This window comes from Aquisalimonas asiatica, from assembly GCF_900110585.1.
GTDB lineage: Bacteria > Pseudomonadota > Gammaproteobacteria > Nitrococcales > Aquisalimonadaceae > Aquisalimonas > Aquisalimonas asiatica.
On sequence record NZ_FOEG01000017.1, the window covers coordinates 1 to 21,602 of the forward strand.

At 59.3% G+C, this 21,602-nt stretch carries 14 protein-coding genes; 9 read left to right on the forward strand and 5 right to left on the reverse strand.

Annotated elements, in window-relative coordinates:
• Window positions 1-565 precede the first annotated feature (565 nt).
• On the forward strand, window positions 566-823 hold the full coding sequence (locus BMZ02_RS19455; RefSeq protein WP_425425098.1) for a helix-turn-helix domain-containing protein: 258 nt from the start codon (window positions 566-568) through the stop codon (window positions 821-823).
• 31 nt (window positions 824-854) lie between these two features.
• Here BMZ02_RS19455 and BMZ02_RS18455 read toward each other — a convergent pair whose 3' ends face one another.
• The 5 genes from BMZ02_RS18455 to BMZ02_RS18475 form a co-directional block, all read right to left on the reverse strand.
• Window positions 855-1,715 carry a metallophosphoesterase family protein gene (locus BMZ02_RS18455; protein ID WP_091646538.1) on the reverse strand — a complete coding sequence of 287 codons (861 nt, stop codon included), beginning with the start codon at window positions 1,713-1,715 and terminating at the stop codon, window positions 855-857.
• Between the two features lie 536 nt (window positions 1,716-2,251).
• On the reverse strand, window positions 2,252-3,424 hold the full coding sequence (locus tag BMZ02_RS18460; protein ID WP_091646539.1) for a hypothetical protein: 1,173 nt from the start codon (window positions 3,422-3,424) through the stop codon (window positions 2,252-2,254).
• 257 nt (window positions 3,425-3,681) lie between these two features.
• The gene (locus BMZ02_RS18465; RefSeq protein ID WP_091646541.1) at window positions 3,682-4,116 is read right to left on the reverse strand and encodes a hypothetical protein; all 435 of its coding nucleotides are present in this window, start codon (window positions 4,114-4,116) and stop codon (window positions 3,682-3,684) included.
• A 3-nt stretch (window positions 4,117-4,119) separates the two neighbouring features.
• Window positions 4,120-6,669, reverse strand: coding sequence for a S8 family serine peptidase (locus tag BMZ02_RS18470; protein ID WP_091646543.1), 2,550 nt, complete (start codon window positions 6,667-6,669; stop codon window positions 4,120-4,122).
• Between the two features lie 301 nt (window positions 6,670-6,970).
• Window positions 6,971-7,135 carry a Fic family protein gene (locus BMZ02_RS18475; protein WP_091646544.1) on the reverse strand — a complete coding sequence of 55 codons (165 nt, stop codon included), beginning with the start codon at window positions 7,133-7,135 and terminating at the stop codon, window positions 6,971-6,973.
• Between the two features lie 491 nt (window positions 7,136-7,626).
• Here BMZ02_RS18475 and BMZ02_RS18480 point away from each other — a divergent pair, with 491 nt between their 5' ends.
• The 8 genes from BMZ02_RS18480 to BMZ02_RS18515 form a co-directional block, all read left to right on the forward strand.
• Window positions 7,627-9,606, forward strand: a complete 1,980-nt coding sequence (locus BMZ02_RS18480) for a type I restriction-modification system subunit M (RefSeq protein ID WP_091646546.1) — start codon at window positions 7,627-7,629, stop codon at window positions 9,604-9,606.
• 162 nt (window positions 9,607-9,768) lie between these two features.
• Window positions 9,769-10,680: an Abi family protein gene (locus BMZ02_RS18485; RefSeq protein ID WP_091646548.1), complete on the forward strand. Its 912-nt coding sequence runs from the start codon at window positions 9,769-9,771 to the stop codon at window positions 10,678-10,680.
• Window positions 10,681-10,692: 12 nt separating this feature from the next.
• Window positions 10,693-12,087 (forward strand): restriction endonuclease subunit S, encoded by a 1,395-nt coding sequence (locus BMZ02_RS19265; RefSeq protein ID WP_091646550.1) that lies wholly within the window; start codon window positions 10,693-10,695, stop codon window positions 12,085-12,087.
• The gene (locus tag BMZ02_RS18495; protein WP_091646552.1) at window positions 12,084-13,016 is read left to right on the forward strand and encodes a GIY-YIG nuclease family protein; all 933 of its coding nucleotides are present in this window, start codon (window positions 12,084-12,086) and stop codon (window positions 13,014-13,016) included. Before BMZ02_RS19265 ends, BMZ02_RS18495 begins: the two co-directional genes overlap by 4 nt.
• Before the next feature lie 4 nt (window positions 13,017-13,020).
• Window positions 13,021-16,218 (forward strand): type I restriction endonuclease subunit R, encoded by a 3,198-nt coding sequence (locus BMZ02_RS18500; RefSeq protein WP_091646554.1) that lies wholly within the window; start codon window positions 13,021-13,023, stop codon window positions 16,216-16,218.
• Between the two features lie 73 nt (window positions 16,219-16,291).
• Window positions 16,292-19,564, forward strand: coding sequence for an SNF2-related protein (locus BMZ02_RS18505; RefSeq protein WP_091646556.1), 3,273 nt, complete (start codon window positions 16,292-16,294; stop codon window positions 19,562-19,564).
• Window positions 19,565-19,723: 159 nt separating this feature from the next.
• Entirely contained in the window at window positions 19,724-21,187 is a 1,464-nt protein-coding gene (locus BMZ02_RS18510) for a DUF2971 domain-containing protein (protein ID WP_091646558.1), read from the forward strand.
• 109 nt (window positions 21,188-21,296) lie between these two features.
• On the forward strand, window positions 21,297-21,602 hold a 306-nt coding region (locus BMZ02_RS18515), incomplete at its 3' end, for a hypothetical protein (protein WP_216110956.1).

Genomic DNA, 21,602 nt, shown 5'->3' on the forward strand with positions numbered 1-21,602 from the left:
GTATACCAATTGGTTTCGACGGACGGAGTGCGCTGAAGAGGAGGTCCGCCGCTGGATATGCAAAGGTCCAGGGAGAACGCGATGGGGCGGCGTGAGGCCGGGGAGAGCCGATTTGGATCTCAGGCAACACCAAACGTAAAAAACCTCCCTCGCGGTCCTTTACAGGATCGCCACGGGGAGGTTTTCAGTCAGCGACAACGTCGTGTCGTTGATGTTGTTTGGTGGGCGCGGCTGGGATTGAACCAGCGACCCCTGCCGTGTGAAGGGTGTCCGGCCAAACTATAACGAAACCCATTGGATGGATTTTCCCGTTTTTTAACAGCTGGTTACGCGGTGTCGTGACTGGCCATCAATGGCCTAATTTTGACGTCCGTTCGTCCCAACTGTCCCCGTAGTGTCCCCACTTTTTCCCTTGCTCGCAAGGTGGTGATGTTGCCGTGCGCGGGATGTCTGTGCGGTTGGTTGGATGATTGCCGCCGCCCCCGGCATTGGTGGCCTGTTTAATGCGTGGAGAATCGTCATGACCACACTACAAATAGACAGGAGTAGACCCATGCGAGCTTTGATGACGCTTACCGAAGCCGCCGATCATCTCGCCATCTCGGTGAGAACCCTCCGGCGGTTGATCGAGCGCGCAGACCTGCCTTGCGTGCAGGTGGGGCGAAGCCGGCGTGTAGACCCGCGGGACCTCGAGGCGTATGTCGCGCGACAGAAATGGCGTTCCGATTCAACCAGCCCTGACCGGGGAGGATGCGCCGTCAGAGACCCGAGCTCCAGCCGCGCGCTCGCTTTGATTCAGGCAATCCGTGATGAGCGGGGCTAGCCTCCCCCCGACGGGGGCGTTACGGTTAGTCTCATCTGATGGAAGCAAACTGCCGCGCGCCGTGTGCACGTTGGTAAGTTTCGCCCAGGACTGAAAGAGTCCCTTTGGGCAAGTCATCCCGTTGCTCCACTGCATTCCGGAGTAACGCCCCTCGTTGTTGGTCCTGCTTGCCGGGGAGCAGGATCACGCCTGACGCATCGCTGACACCGCCAATCCCGACCCCTACAACGCGCAGATCCCGATCAGCGTAATCGAACGTATAGCTGCAGTGGACGTGGCCATGAATAACAAGGTTGGCACCCATGGCCTCTGCCAGCTCATTGATGGCCTTGTGTCCATGCGGATGACAGCCGGGCGCCTCATGCGACACGAGGATGTCCGCACGCTCATTGCGCAGCGCGTTGTAATCTTCCGGCCAGATAGCTGCACGCTTCTTCAGCGGCAGCCCGCCACGCCAACGGTTTCCTTTGCCCATGTGCTTGACGAACATCTCCCGGCTTTCCCATTTGACGCCGGTATCAGGGTGCCAGACACTCCCCTGGAAGTGCCCTCCCAGCCCAGCTACACGGATGCCCGACAGCGTTGTTACTCGGCCATCCAGCGAACGGTCGGCGTACGCTCCCTCGAAAAGCGCATCGTAATAGGCTTCGTGGTCCACATCATGGTTGCCGTGAATCCAGCTCACCTGCGTAGAGGTGACTGCTGCGTGCAGCTCGGTCTCGAAAGGGGCCGTCAGGCCGAAGTCTCCCAGGATGATCATCTGCTCCGGATCGTGCTCTTTGGCAGCCTCGTTCAGTGGAGCGAACAGGCCGTGCGGATCGCCGGCAATGAGCAGCGATCCCAGAGCCTGCTCCCAAGTCCGTTCTAGATGGTTATGTAGTTGGTTCGTCATGCGCTTCTCCAGCTGGTTGTTTTAGCAGTCACTGCGACGGGTCTAGGGGAGAGGGGAGGTGCCGCCCTGTGATCGGGGAAACAGGCTGCGCAGCAGGTGCAGTCGTAGAGGATTAACTGTTGGTACTGACATACGGCGATCTCCAAAACGAAAAAACCGGGCGGGAGCCCGGTTCGTCGTAGAGATCATTGTCAGCTCAAACGCACGCGCACCGGACCCTTAGGCGGACTGCCTTCTGGGTATGACTACCATTTTGCTTGTGCGCGTGGCGTAGATCATATGTGTGTACACCAGAGAACACGACTGTAGTGTATGGATACACGGTAAACCGGGCTACAAGCCCGTGGCAAGGCTTCGAGAAGGACCGGAGGGCGTCGAAGGGGCTGGTTGGTGCTGTAACCCATCATGACGGAGTCGGAGTCTGCTGAAAAATCGGGGTATATCGCTGCTTGCTCAGTCTTGCTGGTGGCTCCTTCAGTGAAGGAGCCACCTATTGGGTCGGGAACCGATCGTTGATCTGAAGGCTACGCCCCGTGTCACGCCTTAAAAGGTGCAGATTTGTTATACATTGATTCTAGCTTTCTAATTTTTTCATCTTGGTTGTCGTCCGCCCTTTTGTCTTTGATTATTTTCCTGAACTCGCGGCCTGAATTTGAATCTATTTCAAAAACAATCTTGGCGTCACCATTTGTGAAATTTCGCATATCGCTATATCGATAAACGTTATACCCTGGGCCGTCTTCGTCGTGTGGAACGAAGAAAATAATCCTGGGTAACCCGTCAGACGGCAAAATTTCTTCAACTTTCTTTTGAACGCTACCTGGACCCCACTTGACTTCGTTTGCATGATATTTCTCAAGAGAAGCCGCCTCAAGAGACTTCATTAATGAAGAGGTTTCTGTGTCGTCTTTTTCTTCTTCGTTGTCCGCTATGGTTCTTTTTTCTAGAGAGTACCAATAGGCGTAAATCTGCTTTACAGTCCTGTCCAAATCAAACAAGAAATATTCTGGTTTGCTGTTCTGAGGAAACTGCTTCATGGTGTCGTTATCGACAATAAAAATCACGCAGTACATTTTACCGAAGTAATCTTTAGCGATATGCGGGCGGTTGTATTCGTCTTTCGAGAGCGAGTTGTGGATCGTGTTCCCCTCCCCGATATCTTCTTCGCCATCAAGAGATATTCTTTTTTTGGCTTCATGGATAATTTTTTCCTTTCTTGTTTCTCTTATGTTTCTGAAATTATCACGAACCCATTGCAAATGCCATTTCATTGAATTCGTTCTTAGGCGAGATTGTGCGTACTGAAGAAAGATGGTGCTAAATCCCACCAGCAATAAGACAGAGTAAGAGGCCCCCTCTAAATATTGATCAAGTATCGTTCCGTTTTCAATAGTCCAGAGAATCCCTAAAAGACCGGAGAAACCTACCCCGCCAAATATGATGTTACGGAATATTCGCGACTGCTTCGCAAACATTCGATCATTGATCGCATCGTCCAATGCTTGGTAGCACTCTTTCGAGGTCCAGAGAAGGGGGTCGTTTGAACGCCTAAGAGTTCTTCTTCCCAATAGGATCATTGTGATGATGGCCGATGACCCAGCGATTATGGTTATATAGTTTAGCCAGCTAAAATAGACGTCTAGCGTGAGGTAAAGCCCTGTGTGGTTGTTTATTATGCTCATGATGTAATTGTTAAAATCGCTCAGCATGTGGCCTCCAATAGATGAAAAGAGAGTCTGCGTCATAAAAAGTATTTTCAATAGAAAGAGGAAATTTTGTTTCGAGCAACCTCATTAGCTCAGTGATAGGTTACGCTGATTTATCGGCAATAGTGTTCACCTCAGCTAGTGAAGGAGTTGAAGATTATCGAAGGCTTTTCGGTGTCAATCACGCCACCATGGTGGACGGCCAGGGCGGCCACGCCGCACTCGATGGACAAGAGCGAGTTTTATCTGCAGATTGTCGGTTACCTGTCACCGCCGCTGCAGTCGTCCACGACCACATCGAGATCAGGGCTGACCGCGAATGCTTGCCACGGGTACACCACCGCCTGGGTAAATGCACCGCCCTCGGCGACGGCAACGTCACATTGGAATCGGACACGGTCCTCGGTGACCTCCACGCCAACGTCAGCACCATAGCGGCCATCCGGGTGGCGCCCGGCGTGAATCACGACCAGGCGGTCCATGCCGTCGACGTCGACTCCCCGCGGCGCGTGTTCACGAACCTGCGCCACTCCCTCAAGAATTACGTGCCCCGGTGTTTCACTGCCTTCCGAGGTGCCCTCGGCCACCAGAGTGGCCGCTTCACTGCCAACCGTCTGCGCCGGTGAAGCACAACCTGGGATGCCGCCCGCGAACAACATGAGCGAGATGGTGGCCAGATAGGATGGTTGCGCCATTCCCTAGAACCTCACGCTAGTCACTGCACCAGCACCGAGCATTTGGTCGGCCGAGGCGATGTTGTTCGGCTGGTTGCGTACCGTGGCGTTCAGCCGGAACTCGCCCTCGGCATCGCCCCAGGCAAAGCCGCGGGCGTAGTACGCCTCGACGCGTGTCTCTTGCCCGCTGGGGCTCATGTCGGCGGATGCCTCCAGGTAGGTCACGTCGCCGTCGTCGTTGATGCCGTTCGGCACGCTGAGGTCAGCCGAACCCCGGGTGACCCGGAGCGGCCGTGAGACCACGGCACCGGTACGCCCCTGATCGAACAGGTCCAGCTCGACGCCGAGGGCGGTCTGTTGACTGTGGAGGCGATCCACGCCAGCCAGCACGCTCTGCTCGGCGGCGTCCACATGGGTGATGCCGTACTCGTGCCAGGCGAACACGCTCACAGCCCCTTGGTCGTGACGGACGCCGAGCGAGGCGGTGTGCGTCGTTGCGTTATCGCCGAAGCGCAGGGCGCCGTTGCCGTCCGACCCGAGGATGTGCGCATCCTGCGTAATGACGCTGGTCTCAGCGTGCCAGAGGGTGTTCTCACCGTAGGTGCCGACCAGCGCCATGGACACCTCTTCAGCCGTGCTGGAGTCTTCCGGGCTGGGGCGCAGGGCGTCGGTGCGAACATCGTTGGCGGCCCGCGTGACGGCTACTCGCAGGCGGGCGTTCTCCGCGACGGGGAAGGCTGCACCCATCACGCTCGCCTGGTCCCACCCCTGGATGTGGGCATCGCTATCCACGCCCATCAGCAGGTCGCTATCGTTGGCGAGGACCGGAGACTGCCACGGCGTGCCGAAGTCGAGCTGCGCCTGGTGGATATCGAGCCGCAGGCCGTCCTCGAAGTCCATGACCAGCGACATGGACTCGGTGGTCGGGCGGTCGCCTTCGGCGAGGCCGAGTGTGTCCACGCTGCCGCGGGTCATCAGGGTCATGCGGGTGCCGAAGGCCGGGTTGTCGATCTCGGAGTGCGTCCGCGGCGTTGCCAGTGCGCCAAGGGCGGCGCCGAAGTCGAACCCGCGGCCGGGCAGGGCGTCGGCGTCGATCGCCATGGCAGAGAGGTCCACAGCGTAGTCCCGGTTACGCTCATCGATGGCAACGGCGTGACTCAGCGCCTCGTTGGACGAGAGGCTGTCGCCAAGCGCCGGGCCGGTCGTGAGCGTGGTGCTGGCGAGTGTCGCGCTGGACTCGGAATCGGCGCTGGCAACGCTCAGCTCCCCTTCAGGCGCGAAGGCGGCCTCAAGGTCCAGTGCGCCGTGACCGAACACCGGTGACAGGGTGTGATCGTAGCGGTCTGATTCCAGCTCAGCGTCTTCGTCCGCGTCATCGATGGAGTCCTGAAAGGCATCGAAGTCCCGGTTGGCGGACTCAAACAGGATCGCGACCAGCTCATCCATATCCTTGTGCGACCAGCGCTCTTTCATGAGGGCAAGGGAGCCGGTGACAAGCGGCGCGGCCATGGAGGTGCCGCTCATCTCGGTGAGGGACGTGTCACTCTCATTCCATGTGCTGGCCGAGGGGATTGCTTCTCCCGGTGCAGCGATGTAGTGCTCAGCCCCCCCGGCATCGACGTCGCCAGAAGCGTTGCTTTGGGCAAGTTCAGACAGTGCTTCATTGGTCTCATCCATGGCGCCGACAAGAACCCCGAGCCCGCCGGCCTCGTCGTCGTTTGCTAACCTGTTTGCCGTCTCAAGGCTGGTGCTGTTGGGCACGGAATCTTCATCGTTGCCGGCGGCCATGACCAACGCAATCCCCTCATCGAGGACAGCCGCTAGATCGTCTGCATCGGTGTTCACGCTACTGACGGACAAGTTGACGATCGATGCGTCCGTGTCGTTGACAACATCGTCGTACAGATCAGTGTCACCAGGAGGCTGAAGCGCGCTTGTGTCTCCGCTATCGTTGTACCCTTCGAATAGCTCCAAGTCTGCTGAAGACGCTACACCATTGCGGCCGGCCGCTAATGCAGCCACATGAGTTCCATGGTTATCAGGAGCGTCGCGGGTATCGTTGTGATACCTCGTCAGGTTCGAATCACCGTCGCGCTCACTGAGCTGGACGTGATCCTCCATGATGAAGTTGTCGTACACCGCGATAGTGACGCCATCACCGGTCAGGGGTTCGCCATCGCCATCTGGGAGGTAGCTGGCGCGGTTGCCGTCTTCATCGAGCAGCCCCATAGTCTGCGCGGCTTGATGTACCTCAACGTCGTCCTCGGTTGGTTCTGACCAGGACGGGTCGCCCTCAGCATTCAGCCAAGGATTGGCGATGCCGCCATCGTCGATGACGTAGTCCTGGTCGTTGGTTTCGACCGGTTCAGGCTCGTCCTCCTCTTCGTCTTCGTCGTCCCCGTCCCCGTTGCTTGGCTCGTCATCCCACACCGGGTCATCATCGGGCGCGGAGCTGCCGCCATTCCCACCGGAACTGGAGCTCGCGCATCCGGCCAGCAAGACGGCCACAGCAATACCAGCCACCATTACGGATAGAGAGGCCCGGAACAGGCCGAGAGAGTCGTTGCCACCCATAGATGTTTCGATCCTTGGCTGCTCGTTCCTGCCCCGGCTGTCTGCCAGAGCCCACACCCTGAGCCGCCTTCGTATGCGACGGATTTGAGAATGAGCAGAACGGTCCGTTTTGGTTTGGGAAAGAGTCTACGCGCACAATCAACGCCCAGGCGTGATTCGAGTCACGTCCTCGGAGGGCGCCCGATCCGGGCTATTGGGCGACAGGTGATTCCATTCGCCGGCAGGCAGGAATGGTCGATGCGTGGGCGTACCCCGGGGGTTGTCACGAAGAGGTACAGGTCTGCCGAATCGTGACAAAACCTCAACCCATCAAGGTGGCGGCGTGTAGCTGCGCCTCCAGCGCAAGGCGTGCCAGGCGATCGTTGCCATCCCGGAAGGGGTGGATGTAGAGCAGCCGGTGGTGTGCGCAAACCGCATCCAGCAGTGCGGCGCCAGCAGTGGCGCCATACCGCAGAGGCTGTTTCACGCCACAGAGCCTGGATCAACCGGCGCCGTGTTCACCTGACATCGCGGCGGGTCCGACGAGTCGATCCATGTTCTTGCTGTCGCGCAGCCAGTCGATGGGGCGCTCTTCGTCGCGACGTGCAGCGTCGATACGTCGCCGGGGGAAGTCCATTGTCGCATTGTCCCTGTGAATCTAAGGGGGACATCGAACCCGGAAAAGCATCAAACGAACCGCACCGAGACTCCAGGAGCGGTCCAGACCGATCGAATCACGTCGCCAATGCGTTCGAGCCACGATCTTGCGCCGGCGGGATAAGCTTCCGCGGCGTGAGCAGTGTGCTCACCGGCACCGCACAAACTGTTGTCGCTGACTGGTTGGTTGGGCACTCTGTTACAACAATACGAAACTCATGCGCGGGAGCAGGGTGCGATTTTGCCCGACGACACCGACTGTCGCCCATTGATGCCACGCTTTCATTGCCGCTCGGTCACGCAGGAAGGAACACCGCGTCCATGAACACGGAAAATCACTCAGAGATTGCCTCTTTCATCTGGTCCATCGCCGATCTGTTGCGCGGTGATCTGAAGCAGTCCCAATACGGCCGAGTTATCTTGCCGTTTACGCTGTTGCGCCGGATGGAATGCGTCCTGGAGCCAACCAAGGGCGCCGTGCTGGATGCCGCCAAGCAGCATGCCGATAAGTCCGAGACGGTGCAGGACCGCATGCTGCACCGCGCCGCGGATCAGCCGTTCTACAACAGCTCCCCGCTGAGCCTGGCCTCACTGTCCGACACGCAGACCGGGCAGGATCTGATGAGCTACGTGCATGCGTTCAGCCCCCAGGCGCGGGCCATCTTCGATCACTTCAACTTCGAAGACTTCGTGCAGCTGCTGGAAGGCAACGACCTGCTGTATCAGGTGGTGCAGGAGTTTGCCGCTGTCGATCTCAGCCCGCAGCGTTTGTCCAACTTCGGCATGGGCAGTGTGTTCGAGGAGCTGATCCGCAAATTCGCGGAGAGCTCCAACGAAACTGCGGGTGAGCACTTCACTCCGCGTGACATCGTGCACCTCGCCACGTCGCTGGTGATGACCGGCGAGGAGGATCAGCTTCAGCCGGGCAAGATCCTCACCATCTACGACCCGACAGCCGGCACGGGTGGATTTCTGTCTGAAGCAGAAGCCTACGTGAAGTCCATCAGCGATGAAGTTGATGTGTCGGTGAGCGGCCAGGAGCTCAATGCCGAGTCCTACGCCATCTGCGTGGGCGACATGCTCATCAAGGGTGAGCAGGTCGAGAACATCAAACTGGGCAATACCCTCGCGGACGATCAGCTGCGCGGCCAGACGTTCGACGTCATGCTCAGCAATCCCCCCTTCGGGGTGGACTGGAAAAAGGTGCAGACGCAGGTCCAGAAAGAACATAAGGAGCGCGGCTACGAAGGGCGCTTCGGGCCCGGCCTGCCCAGGGTGTCCGACGGCTCGCTGCTGTTTCTCATGCACTTGGTCGCCAAGATGCGCCCGGCGGAGAAGGGCGGCTCGCGCATCGGCATCATCCTGAACGGCTCGCCCCTGTTTACTGGTGGCGCCGGCAGCGGGGAGTCCGAGATTCGGCGCTACCTGCTGGAGAAGGATCTGGTCGAAGCCATCGTCGCGTTGCCGTCGGATGCGTTCTTCAACACCGGCATCAACACCTACGTCTGGGTGCTGTCCAACGATAAGCCCGAGCAGCGGCGCAACAAGGTCCAGCTCATCAACGCGGTGGACCGCTACGCCAAGATGCGCAAATCCCTCGGGAGTAAGCGCAACTACATCCCCGAGTCCGACCAGGACGCCATCGTGCGCCTGTACGGTCGCTTCGAGGAGACGGACGAGAGCAAGATCTTCCCGACCCAGGCCTTCGGCTACCGGCGCATCACGGTGGAGCGGCCCCTCCGGCTCAACTTCCAGGCGAGCGAGGAGCGCATCCGCCGCATCCTGGAGGAAAAACCCATCCAGAAGCTCGACGAGGGTACCCAGGTGAATATTCTCGCCGCCGTTGATGCCATGGACGGAGAGCCGGTTTACCGCGACCGGGAGGCGTTCACAAAGGCCCTCAAGCAGGCGCTGAAGGCGAGGGACGTCAAGCTCGGTGCCCCGCAGCTCAAGTCTGTGCTCAATGCCTTGTCCGAGCGGGACCCGGAGGCCGAGCCGTGTACCGACAACAAGGGTAACCTGGAGCCGGACACCAGCCTGCGCGACAACGAGAACGTGCCGCTCACCGAGTCTGTGTACGACTACTTCGAGCGCGAAGTCCGGCCCCATGTGCCGGATGCGTGGATCGATGAGTCCAAGAAGGATGAGAAGGACGGCGAAGTCGGTATCGTCGGCTACGAGATCCCTTTCAACCGCCACTTCTACGTGTTCAAGCCGCCGCGGCCGCTCGAGGAGATCGACGCCGATCTCAAGGAGTGCACCGACCGGATCAAGCAGATGATCGAGGAACTGTCGGCGTGATCTGGCGATGGGGGAACCGGCTTGATCGCGTCTTGGATGGCGCATTTGCTCGATTGAGCGCCGAGGCGGGTGAGTGTATAATTTCATCTAACAAAACCCGCCAAGGCTATGCTCTTCGGAGTACCCTCAAACCGGCGGGTTACTCTTTTCCGGGGTGCTGAAATGGAGTTTGGCAAACCCGCGACCACCGTCGATGAGCAGGTTCAGCTTCTTCTGGATCGGGGCATGGTGATCGATGACCCCGATTGGGCCCGACACTACCTGCAACACATCAACTACTACCGACTGACGGCCTATTGGCTCCCTTTCGAGTCGGACCACGACACCCATCAGTTCCGACCGGGTACGCGGTTCGACGAGGTACTCAACCTCTACGTCTTTGACCGGGAATTCCGCCTTCTCCTGCTGGATGCCATCGAGCGAGTCGAAGTTTCCGTGCGGACGCAGTGGGCGTACTACATGGCGCATCGCTACGGCCCGCATTCCTATCTGGATGTCGCCCATGCGACCAACCCGCGCTGGCATGCCGGCAACCTCGCGAGCCTGGAAAAGGAGCTCGCCCGGTCCGACGAGGTGTTCATCCAGCACTACTTAGACACATACTCCCGGCCGGCGTCGCCGCCCGTTTGGTCGGTCTGCGAGGTCATGTCGTTGGGTCTCCTGTCGCGCTGGCTGACGCAGTTACGCAAAGGCGACCGGAGCAGGCTCGCGGCCACCTACAAGCTGGATCAGCGCGTGCTCCAGGCGTTTGTTCGTCACCTGACCTACGTTCGTAACCTCTGCGCTCACCACAGTCGTGTGTGGAACCGAAGCCTGACCGTGACCATGGAGTTGCCCAGAAAGAAGCCACCCGGGCTGGCGGAGAACTTCCATCATCATGAACCACGGAAGATCTACAACACCGTGGCAATGCTGGCGTACCTCCTGGACCGTATTAGCCCGAACCACAGTTGGAAGCGCCGGCTCCGCACGCTGCTGGACGCGCACGGAATCGACTCGGCACAGATGGGCTTCCCCAGTGATGTCTGGGAGCGTCCGTTATGGAGGGATAGTCATGCGACTCCCGAGCACTGAAGCGAGCATACGATGAGCTTTTCGAGTTATCCCGAGTACAAGGATTCCGGGGTTGAGTGGTTGGGGGAAGTGCCTGCGCATTGGTACGTGTGCCGGCTTCGCCATGCGGCGACATTGAACCCATCGAAGTCCGCAGTGCGTGGTTTACCTGAGGATACTCCGGTCACGTTCCTGCCTATGGACGCTGTGGGCCAGGATGGTTCTCTGGATCTCGCTGTCCAACGCGCTCTCGGAGAGGTTGTCGATGGGTACACGTATGTCCGCGATGGAGACGTTGCTTACGCGAAGATCACACCTTGCTTCGAGAACGGCAAATCCGCGCTGATTCGCGGAACATGGAACGGTATCGCCTTCGGTACCACAGAGCTCACCGTGCTCCGCCCGGTCCCTAGGAAGGCGAACCCTGACTACCTGTTTCGAGTCATTTCGTCCGAGCCGTTTCGGGCATTGGGTGAGGCCTCCATGTACGGGGCCGGAGGCCAGAAGCGCGTTCCCGACGATTTCGCTCGTGACTTCACTATCGCTTGGCCTCCACTTGCCGAGCAAAGAGTTATCGCCCGTTTCCTTGACCACGAAACCGCCCGTATCGACGCCCTGATCGCGGAACAGCAACGCCTGATCGAGCTGCTCAAGGAAAAGCGCCAGGCGGTGATTTCCCATGCCGTAACCAAGGGGCTGGATCCGGATGTGCCGATGAAGGATTCCGGGGTGGAGTGGCTTGGGGAGGTGCCTGAACACTGGGTCGTGGCCCAGCTTCGTTATAAGGGCAGGCTGGAATCCGGGCATACTCCAAGCCGGTCAAACCCCGATTTTTGGGTCAACTGTACAATTCCTTGGTTTACGCTCTCAGATGTATGGCAAATCCGGTTCGGGGGTAAAAGGTATGTGTATGATACAACCGAGATGATAAATGATGAGGGGCTAAGAGGGTCTTCGGCTCGGTTGCTTCCTGCTGGTTCAGTGATTCTATCGCGGACAGCCTCTGTAGGGTTTCCCGCAATACTTGGAAAAGAGATGGCGGTGTCTCAAGATTTTGCTGTTTGGGTTTGCGGGAATGAGGTTGATAGCCAGTTTCTATGGTTCGCTCTTTTGGGGATGAGGAAAGATCTTAAAAGGTTGATGATGGGATCAACTCATCAGACAATTTACATGCCTGATTTGAAGTACCTAAAGGCTGCATTTCCTCCGATGTCTGAGCAAGGGCGAATCGTCAACTATCTCGACACGGCTGTCGAAGAAATGGAAAAGATGGAGTCTCAAGCTCACGCCGGAATCGGGCTTCTGCGAGAACGAAGATCGGCACTGATCTCCGCCGCTGTCACCGGCAAGATCGACGTCCGCGACTGGCAGCCACCAACCTCAGAGACTTTCGCTGAAGCGACGGTGAGCGAAGGGGCGCCCGCATGACCCAGGGCCGCAGTATCCGCCTGTTCCTGGTCGATGGGGCTCCCAACGGACTGTTGACCGCCGAGATCATGAACTGGACCGGCCACGTGCTTACCGGCCCGCGGAGCAAGCTGCCCGAAATCATCGAGCGGCCGGAGTGCGCCCGCACGGGCATCTATTTCCTGGTGGGGCCGGATCCGGATAACAGCATGCGGCCCTTGGTCTATGTCGGCGAAAGCGACGATGTTGCGGCACGGCTCAAACAGCACAACCGAGAAGAGGGCAAGGGCGGCAAGGACTTCTGGGAGAAGGTCTGCCTGGTGACCAGTAAGGACCAGAACCTCACCAAGGCCCACGTGAAATATCTGGAGAGTCGTCTCATGGCGCAGGCCAAGCGTGCGGGACGCTGCGGCCTGGTTAATGGCACCGCACACGAGTATGGCGTGCTGCCAGAGGCAGACCAGTCCGACATGGCGTTCTTCGCCGAGCAGATCCGGATTGTTCTGCCGGTGCTTGGCTTCGACTTCCTCAAGGCCCCCGCTGAGACGGGTTCCGCTCAGCAGACGCCTGCATCGCCAGACTCGCCGATCTTCGAGATGGCCATTCCCAAGTACGGTATCAATGCGCGGGCCCGGGAGATCGACGGCGAGTTCGTCGTGCTCGAAGGTTCACTGGCTCGTGAAAGCTGGGTATCGGAGCATAAGGGCTACAGCGACCTGTTTCAGCAGTTGGTCCAGGATGGGGTGCTGGCGCCTGAAGAGGCGGATAAGCGCCGGTTCACCAAGGATCACAGCTTCTCGAGCCCCAGCGCCGCGGCGGCCGTGGTCTCTGGCCGAAATGCCAATGGGCGCACGAGCTGGTTCGTTGAGGGCACCAGGACGAGCTACAGCGACTGGCAGGATGAGATCATCAGCCAGCAAAGCCACGATTCCGGAGAAGGCAGCGTGTAACGCCATGGCCGACGAACGCGAGCACCAGTTCCAGAAGGACATCATCCAAGAGATGACGGCCCAGGGGTGGCAGACCGGCAAAGCCGACGGCTATGACCGGGAGCTGGCGCTCTACACCCGGGATTTGGTGGATTTCTTCAAGGAGGCTTATCCGGATCGCTGGGAGAAGTTCACCAAGGCGTACCCCGGTGAGCCCGAACGCCAGCTTTGCATGGCTGTTGACCGGCAGCGGCGTAAGAAGGGCACGCTCTTCGTCCTGCGCAATCCGGTACGCCTGCCTGGCCATTACATTGAGGCCTGCGCGTTCAAGCCGGACCACGGCATGAACCCAGAGTCCGAGCAACGCTACCAAGCCAATCGGCTGCGGGTGGTGCCGGAGGTGTCTTACTCGCCCCATGCCGGGGAGAACTACAACCCGCGCCTGGATCTGGTGCTATTCGTCAACGGTATTCCCACGGCCACGCTGGAGCTCAAGAGTGAGTTCAAGCAGTCCGTGGAGCGGGCCAAGCGCCAGTATCAGCACGATCGGCCACTGAAGGCGCCGACGAACAAGCAGGTGGAGCCGCTGCTGGCGTTCAAGACCGGCGCGCTGGTGCACTTCGCCGTGAGCCAGGACCGGGTGGCCATGACCACGCGGCTGGCCGGTGAGCGCACCCGGTTTCTGCCGTTCGATAGGGGCACGCGAGAAGGCGGTGCGGGCAACTCCACGCCCACCGACCCCAATGATTACGCCACCGGTTACCTCTGGAACGAGGTCTTTGCCCCGGACGCCTGGCTGCGGATACTGCAGCGCTTTCTGCATCTGGAGCGAAAGGAGGAGGAGGACTTCCACGGCAATATCACGACGAAGGAAAACCTCATCTTCCCGCGCTATCACCAGTGGGAGGTGGTCAACCGCCTCATCGAGACGACGCGAGAGGAGGGGGCCGGTGCGCGCTACCTGATCCAGCACAGCGCCGGGTCCGGCAAGTCCAACTCCATTGCCTGGACCGCACATCAGCTCGCCGGCCTCTACGACGCGCACGACGCCAAGCTGTTCAACTCGGTGATCGTCATCACCGACCGCACCGTGCTCGACAGCCAGCTGCAGAACACCATCCGCCAGTTTGAGCGAACCGAGGGCATGGTCCGGGCGATCACCCGGGATGAGAAGACGAGTCAGAGCAAGTCCGAGCAGCTGGCCGAGGCGCTGCGCAAGGGTACGCGCATTATCGTGGTCACCATCCAGACCTTCCCGGCGCTGTACGACGCGCTTGAGAAAGATAAGGCGCTTGCTCAGGGCCGCTATGCCGTGATTGCTGATGAGGCCCATTCCTCTCAAACCGGTGCGTCAGCGACGAAGCTGAAGGCCCTTCTGGGCGGTGGCGAAGGGGAGGAAGACGAGGATGAGGTGAGCGCCGAGGATGTGCTGGATGCAGCGGTATCCTCACGCAAGCCGCCCACCCAGTTGAGCTATTACGCGTTCACCGCGACGCCGAAGGGCAAGACGCTGGAGCTCTTCGGCCGGCCACCGAACCCGAATGAGCCAAAGGGTGAGGATAATCTCCCCGAGCCGTTCCACCTTTACTCCATGCGCCAAGCCATCGAGGAAGGGTTCATTCTGGATGTGCTTAAGAACTATGTGACCTACAGCGTCGCCTGGAGGTTGGCGCACCCCCACGGCGACGAGGAGGAAGTGGAGTCGCGCAAGGCCTCGGCCACGCTTGCGCGCTGGGTTCGTCTGCACCCGCATAACATCAACCAGAAGGTGGAAGTCATCGTCGAGCACTTCCGCGCAAACCTGCGCCACCTGCTTGACGGTCAGGCCAAGGCCATGGTGGTCACCGCCAGTCGCCAGGAAGCGGTGCGCTACATGCTGGCCATGCGCCAGTATGTGCAACAACAGGGCTACGAGGACGTTCACCCGCTGGTTGCCTTCTCCGGCGAGGTACCCGCCGACGGCGTGATCCCGGAGGCGGTAACCGAGACGAGTAAGCTGCTCAACCCGGGCCTCCACGGCCGCAAGCTTGCTGACGCATTCGACACGGACGACTACAACGTGATGCTGGTGGCCAATAAGTTTCAGACGGGCTTCGACCAGCCCAAGCTCTGCGCCATGTACGTGGACAAGAAGCTGAAGGGCGTGGAGTGCGTCCAGACGTTGTCCCGCCTGAACCGCGTCTTCCCAGGCAAAGAGACCTTCATCCTCGATTTCGTCAACGACGCGGCCGATGTCCAGGCGGCCTTCGAGCCCTACTACCAGCAGACCGAACTGGCCAATGTCTCAGACGCGCAGGTGGTGTACGACCTGTTCGACAAGCTCAACGAGGCGGGCATCTACACTTGGAGCGAAGTGGAGGAGTTCGCGAGGACATTCTTCGACCCCAAGGCCAAGTCAGCGCGCCTCACAAATGCGTGCCAGCCCGCCAAGGATCGGTTCAAGGCGCGGTACAACGATGCCCAGAAACAGATGCAAGAGGCACAGCGCCAGGCGCTGGAAGCTGAGAGAAAAGGCGATGAGCGTGGCCGCAAACGTGCAGAGCACGACCTCAAACAAGCCGGTGAGCAGCGCGATACCCTCGATACCTTCCGCAAGGACCTGCAGAGCTTCGTGCGTGCCTACGAGTTCCTCTCGCAGATCGTCTTCTACGACGACCGGGATCTGGAGCAGCTTTGCGTGTTTGCCCGGAGTCTCCATCCATTGCTGCGCATCGAGCGGCTGGATGACGAAATCGACGTCTCCGAGCTGGAACTCACCCACTACCGCCTGACCAAGCAGGCCGAGAATCGCCTTGAGCTTGGCGAAGCGCCGGGGGAGTACACCTTGAAACCGGTCAGCGACGTCGGCTCGGGCAAAGCCCATGACCCGGAAACCAGGCGCCTGTCAGAAATCATCGAATCCCTGAACGAGATTTTCGGCAGCGATATCAGGGAAGACGATCAGCTTCACTATGCCAAAGGGCTTGCAGGACGCCTGGAGCGGGAAGAGTCCGTCATGACCCAGGTGCTGAATAACGACCCGAACCAGATCATGCGCGGCTCACTCTTCTCGCAGAGGTTGCAGGACCTCGTCCTGGACGACATGAACGAACACCGGGACATGGCGGAAAAGGCGATGGAGACGCGGGAGAACGAGCTGAAGCTGGCGCACCTGGTCTTGCGGCTGCTGCTGGACAAGCACCAGCGTCCGGGGGGAGTGGTAGCACGTAACTCGTTGCTGTAACTCTGAGTGAGCTCTGACTTCGGGTAAGCGTGCTATTGCTTGATGGAGGCACTGGCGAGGCGGAGCCTGTTTGATGAGCGAAGGACAGCAGGACATGGAGCAGTTCCGGCTCTTCGACCAGCCCGAAGACCGCCTGCGGCGCATGACGTCCGGGCAGTGGCCCTCACACGACCGATTTCCCTATACAGCGGGTGGAAGGAGAGTAGAGGAGGCCGTCCTCGGCGACCTTCATGCGGCGCACAGGCCACTCATCATCACGGGCTATGCTGCGCTGGATGAGCTGATCCCGTTCCTGGCGAAGGCGGGGCCGGCTGCCGACGACATCCGCCTGCTGCTTGGCAGTGAACCTTACCCGGCTCAGCGCGCGCATGTCTCCGCTTCAGAATGGACGTACTCCGAGGAAATGATGGAGTACTGGCTGGAACGGGGTATCTCGCTTCGCCTCAGCGGGACCATCGTCTCCGTGATTGACCTCTTGCGATCGGGAAAGGTACGGGCGCGCTTTGTCGAGGGCGTCCGGTTGCACGCCAAGATGTACTGCACCGAGAAGGCGGCGACGCTGGGGTCGAGTAACTTCTCCGCCAGTGGGCTGCGCGGACAACTGGAGGCCAACGCGCGGTTCGTGGCCTCCGATCAACGCCATCAGGAGGCCTGGCAGCTTGCCGAGCGTTACTGGGAGCGCGGCGAAGACTTCAACGAGCAGCTTATCGCGCTCCTGGAGCAGCTGCTCCGACTGGTCGAGTGGCAGGAGGCGATTGCACGGGCGGCGGCTGAACTGCTGGACGGGGAGTGGGCGCAGGCCTATATCGAGCAACAGTTGATGCCAATGGATGCGCCTCTGTGGCCCAGTCAGAGGCAGGGCATCGCGCAGGCATTGTGGCTGCTCGACACCGTGGGCAGTGTGCTGGTGGCAGATGCAACGGGGTCAGGGAAGACGCGAATGGGCGCGCATCTCATCCGTGCCACATTTGATCGCATATGGAGCTCCGGGCGAGCGCGTAAAGGGCGGCCCATCATGGTGTGTCCGCCCGCTGTCGTGGACGCGTGGGAGCGCGAGGCGAGTCTGTGCAATTTGCCGCTGAAGAGTTACTCCCACGGGACGCTGAGTCATGCGGGGTCGAGTCGCCGTGATGACGCGACTGAAGCACTGCGGCGCTCGCAGATCTTGGCGGTGGACGAGGCGCACAACTTCCTTAACCTGGCCTCGAACCGGACTCGACTATTGCTCGGCAACATGGCCGATCATACTGCCCTGTTCACTGCCACGCCGCTCAATCGCGGCGTCTCCGATCTGCTGCGTCTGGCCGATATGCTGGGTGCCGACAACCTCAGCGCTCAGACGTTGAAGATGTTCGAGACACTGCTGCGCAGTAACAAACTGGACCGCTCGCTGACCGAGGATGAGTTCAACGCCCACCGAGAAGAGATTCAGACGTTCACCGTCCGGCGCACCAAGGCGACGTTGAACCGGCTCGTGGATCAATCTCCGGATAGTTTTCTGGATGGTGCGGGGAACCGGTGCCGTTTCCCGCGGCATCAGCCACTTACATATGCGCTGGCCGAGTCGGACGAGGACCGGGCCATAGCCAGGGAGATCAGGGGCCTGGCGGCCCAACTCCGAGGTTTGAGTTACCTCGTCAAACCCATCGAGATGCCGCAGGTGCTCAGAGGACCCGGCGGCATGACGGAACAGCAATACCTCGATGCGCGCTTGAAGAGCGCGGCGCGCCTGCCCGCCTACTTGGTCATGGCGACATTACGGTCGTCATGGGTTGCACTCATGGAGCATCTCCGGGGCACGCAGTGGGCGCAACAATATGTGCCGGCAGCAAAGCACGTCAGAAAGAACGCCACCGGGGATGTTCTCGGTCGGCTGAAGGCGTGTGCCGGTCAACCACCGACGAACAAGCTCAGCATTCCGCTTCCGTCCTGGTTGAGCGACGAGAAGGAACATGCGAAAGCCTGCGAGGAAGAAATCGGGATCTATACGGAGATCGGACGGCTCGCGAACAAGTTGTCGCCGGGGAGGCAAGACGCCAAAGCCGACAAGCTGGCGGCTCTTGCGAAGAAGCATGCCCATATTGTCGCGTTTGACAGCCGCCCGATCACGCTTGCCGACATGCGATCCCGGCTTGAGCGCAGGGGAGTCGATTCGGTTGTTGCAACGGGCAGCGAGCGAGGTGGGCGCGATCATGTGACGCAGAGCTTCAGGCCCGGTGCTGAAGCCGCGGACAGGGAGGCGATGGTCGCTCTTTGCTCCGACAGCATGTCTGAGGGGATCAATTTGCAAAGCGCGTCGTGCGTGTTCCTGCTCGACATGCCGAGCGTGATCAGAATCGCGGAGCAGCGGGTGGGGCGGATCGATCGCATGGACAGCCCGCACAAAGAGATCGAGGCCTGGTGGCCAGAGGATGCGCCTGAGTTCGCACTGCGCACGGATGAACGCTTCATCGAGCGTTATGAGCAGGTGGAAGCATTGCTCGGGTCGAATCTGCCGTTGCCTGAGTATATCCAGGGCCGGTCCGAGCGCGACGACGCGAGAGTGAAGCCCCTGGATATGGCCAGAGAGGTCGAGGAGTCGCTCAACGACAGCGGATGGGATGGGATCGAGGATGCCTTCGCGCCGGTAAGAAATCTTGTCCTTGGCTCCGAGGCGATTATCGGCGAGGCGCTGTATGAGTCCACTCGTGGTGTCAGCGCGACGGTGCTGTCACGAGTGAGCCTGGTTCGTTCAGAACACCCATGGGCGTTCTTCTGTATCAGAGGGTCGTCGTCGGGCGCGCCGAAGTGGCTGCTGTTCGACAGCCCGGTGGCGACTCCCGTTACATCCCTTGCGACAGTTTGCGAAGGTCTGCGTGCGCGCCTCGGCCCGGACGCGGAGTCGGGTGACCTCGATGAGGGGGCGCAACAGCTCCTGGATACGTTCCTGGGCAGGTTGCACGACGCAGAGAAGAGGCTCCTCCCGAGGAAGAAGCAGCGGGCCCTGGACGAGTTGGTGCTGGTTGTTCATGTTTATCAGCGGGAGGCATCCGAAGCGCAGCAACAGGAGAAGGCTGACTTCTATGGTCGGCTGATTGAACTGGTCGAGCGTCCGAGGGAGGACGAGGTGCCGGACTGGAACGATCTTGCCGAGCGCTGGCTCGATCTCATCCGCCCTGCCTGGTACAGCGAACTCGCACAGCGAAAGCGCAACCGGCCGTTACTCTTGAAAGACCTGTATAAGCCCCTGACCAGCGGGTCGCACCGACTCACTTTCGAGGCGATCAGCCAGGCAATGAAGGGCCTCAAGCTCACCTCGCCCATCGAAGAACGAGTGGCGGCGTGCATCATCGGCGTGAGGCAATAGCGGGCGCCATGACGAACCCATCCGCCGGCTTCGTCAAATGGCAATGAACCACGCCACCCGGAAAACTAATGAAGCGACGTGTGTCGGAATCAATGGTAGCAGGCGAGGGTGCGAGGTTGACTTGCTTTCCGGTTACGCGCCGTTCATTCGGAAGTTGAAATGATGGGTGGGGGCGAAGGCAAGGAAAGTCTGGACGACGGCGAGTTTCTGTTTCGTTTTAGGAGCGTCAAGGCGCTCTTGGATGACGACCTTGAAAGGGGCGGATTTCAGGAACTTGAAAAGCAAACGATCTATTTTGCACAGCCGGATGCTCTCAATGACCCTATGGAGGGTCTCAGCGACGCATTCTGGGATGGGGATCAAGTGCTGTGGGAAAATCTTTTCCGGCACTACGCCCTCTCGCTGATCTGGTACGCGAGCGCATGGTTGCACGTCAAGCCTGAGGAGATTAACCAGGCCAAGGTGGGTGCGTGGCTCACCGAGGAGGATCTTCCCAGCGACTTCTTCCGAGCCCTTTACCGCGAGTTCAGCTCGGGTTTCTGCGCCGAAATCGAGAGTACAGAACTAGCTAGCATACTCGGTCGTCGGACCGTGCCGATGCGGCGCGAGCGCCTCACAAACCTCTTGTCCCTTATTCATCAGACGGCATTATCCCACTTATTTCGAGTATTCAAGAAACATGACCTCAGTGAGTTCGAGCTGCCTACTTTAGGGCGCACTGGGTCTTCCGTGAAGACCGTTGTAAATGGCTGGGAGGCAGCGGCACTCAAGCCGCCAACAGTCAAGATGCCGGTTGAGGACCAGCTCGAGGTCGAGGCGAGCATCTCCAATATGGTTAGCCACCAGCTTGAGCTAGGGATGCTCAGCCGGCTCGACGACAAGAACTGGGCTCGGAAGCTGATAGCGCTCATGGCGCGATTTCCTGAGACGTATGTCGATGCGTTTCTTCGAGACCTGCACTTCACTCCATGGCGGGTTGCATGTTTCAGTCGTCGCTGTACAAACGCATCAATGTGGGGGACGTACGGAGCCGAACATCGGGGGGCAGCTCTAGTTTTTCGTACGGAACAGCGGGGCGGCACGCGTTTCTTTCGCGTCCAAGGTATGGTTGGGACAGGGGCTCAAGGGTGCGAGCTTCAGGTCCGTTCGGTTACTTATCGCAACCGACCGCCGGCGCTCGACAGCTTCCTCGAGATCGCGATGCTACCGATGGGAAAACTGGAGCGCACCTGGATGAGGTCACAATCGGGGATGCCCAGCGCTCGGCTGAAAGACGTGACTAATGACATGGAGGCTTGGCGTAAGGCCCATTGGGAGAAGGCCATTGAGCGCGCCACCTGGAAGCACCCTGATTGGGCGCACGAGGATGAGCAACGTCTGATCGCTTCAACGGTGTTTACCGATGACCCTGCACCAGAACCATTGACCTACCAATTCTCGCAACTTGACGGTATCGTTTTTGGCATGCGCATGAGTAGTGAGGACAAACTAAGAATCGCGAAGGTGATCGAAAATAAATGTCGAGCAGAAGGGCGCGCGAACTTTCGATTCTTCCAAGCCTACTACTCACCGTCGAAAGGCGAAATGGACATAGCCGAACTTGGGTTGCTCTGGTTCGAGTAGGTCGACGGTGCCGGGAAGTCCAGGGGAAACGAAGAGGTGTCCAATTCAGCCGGGCAAGGTCACGCCGGCCAGCGGCTTAGCTCAGCGTTGTTTCAGGTAGGCAGAGTATATGGCACTGACCAGGAAAGTTGATTGGATTCCGGAGTTCTTTACACTTCAGGCAGACCGTATAAAGCAGATTTTACCCGCTAGAGGATGTCGGGAGCTGTGGCTTCAAGGTGAGATTTTTCTTTTTCTCGGCGACCAGAGGGTAGTAACAAATGCGTCCCAGAAGAAGTATGATCTCTATAAAGAGGACTATTTCGTAATGGAAATAAAGTTGCTTGGCGGCAATTACCAGAGAAAGGTGGTCAGTTCTCTCGCGCATGATTTTGAGAAGCTCTACCGCCACACTGGTACCGAGCAGAAATACGTC

What these genes read in the sequence shown, in the direction of transcription:
- BMZ02_RS19455 (WP_425425098.1), top strand. Translation starts at nt 566, where the DNA reads ATGACGCTTACCGAAGCCGCCGATCATCTCGCCATCTCGGTGAGAACC.
- BMZ02_RS18455 (WP_091646538.1), bottom strand. Translation starts at nt 1,715, where the DNA reads ATGACGAACCAACTACATAACCATCTAGAACGGACTTGGGAGCAGGCT.
- BMZ02_RS18460 (WP_091646539.1), bottom strand. Translation starts at nt 3,424, where the DNA reads ATGCTGAGCGATTTTAACAATTACATCATGAGCATAATAAACAACCAC.
- BMZ02_RS18465 (WP_091646541.1), bottom strand. Translation starts at nt 4,116, where the DNA reads ATGGCGCAACCATCCTATCTGGCCACCATCTCGCTCATGTTGTTCGCG.
- BMZ02_RS18470 (WP_091646543.1), bottom strand. Translation starts at nt 6,669, where the DNA reads ATGGGTGGCAACGACTCTCTCGGCCTGTTCCGGGCCTCTCTATCCGTA.
- BMZ02_RS18480 (WP_091646546.1), top strand. Translation starts at nt 7,627, where the DNA reads ATGAACACGGAAAATCACTCAGAGATTGCCTCTTTCATCTGGTCCATC.
- BMZ02_RS18485 (WP_091646548.1), top strand. Translation starts at nt 9,769, where the DNA reads ATGGAGTTTGGCAAACCCGCGACCACCGTCGATGAGCAGGTTCAGCTT.
- BMZ02_RS19265 (WP_091646550.1), top strand. Translation starts at nt 10,693, where the DNA reads ATGAGCTTTTCGAGTTATCCCGAGTACAAGGATTCCGGGGTTGAGTGG.
- BMZ02_RS18495 (WP_091646552.1), top strand. Translation starts at nt 12,084, where the DNA reads ATGACCCAGGGCCGCAGTATCCGCCTGTTCCTGGTCGATGGGGCTCCC.
- BMZ02_RS18500 (WP_091646554.1), top strand. Translation starts at nt 13,021, where the DNA reads ATGGCCGACGAACGCGAGCACCAGTTCCAGAAGGACATCATCCAAGAG.
- BMZ02_RS18505 (WP_091646556.1), top strand. Translation starts at nt 16,292, where the DNA reads ATGAGCGAAGGACAGCAGGACATGGAGCAGTTCCGGCTCTTCGACCAG.
- BMZ02_RS18510 (WP_091646558.1), top strand. Translation starts at nt 19,724, where the DNA reads ATGATGGGTGGGGGCGAAGGCAAGGAAAGTCTGGACGACGGCGAGTTT.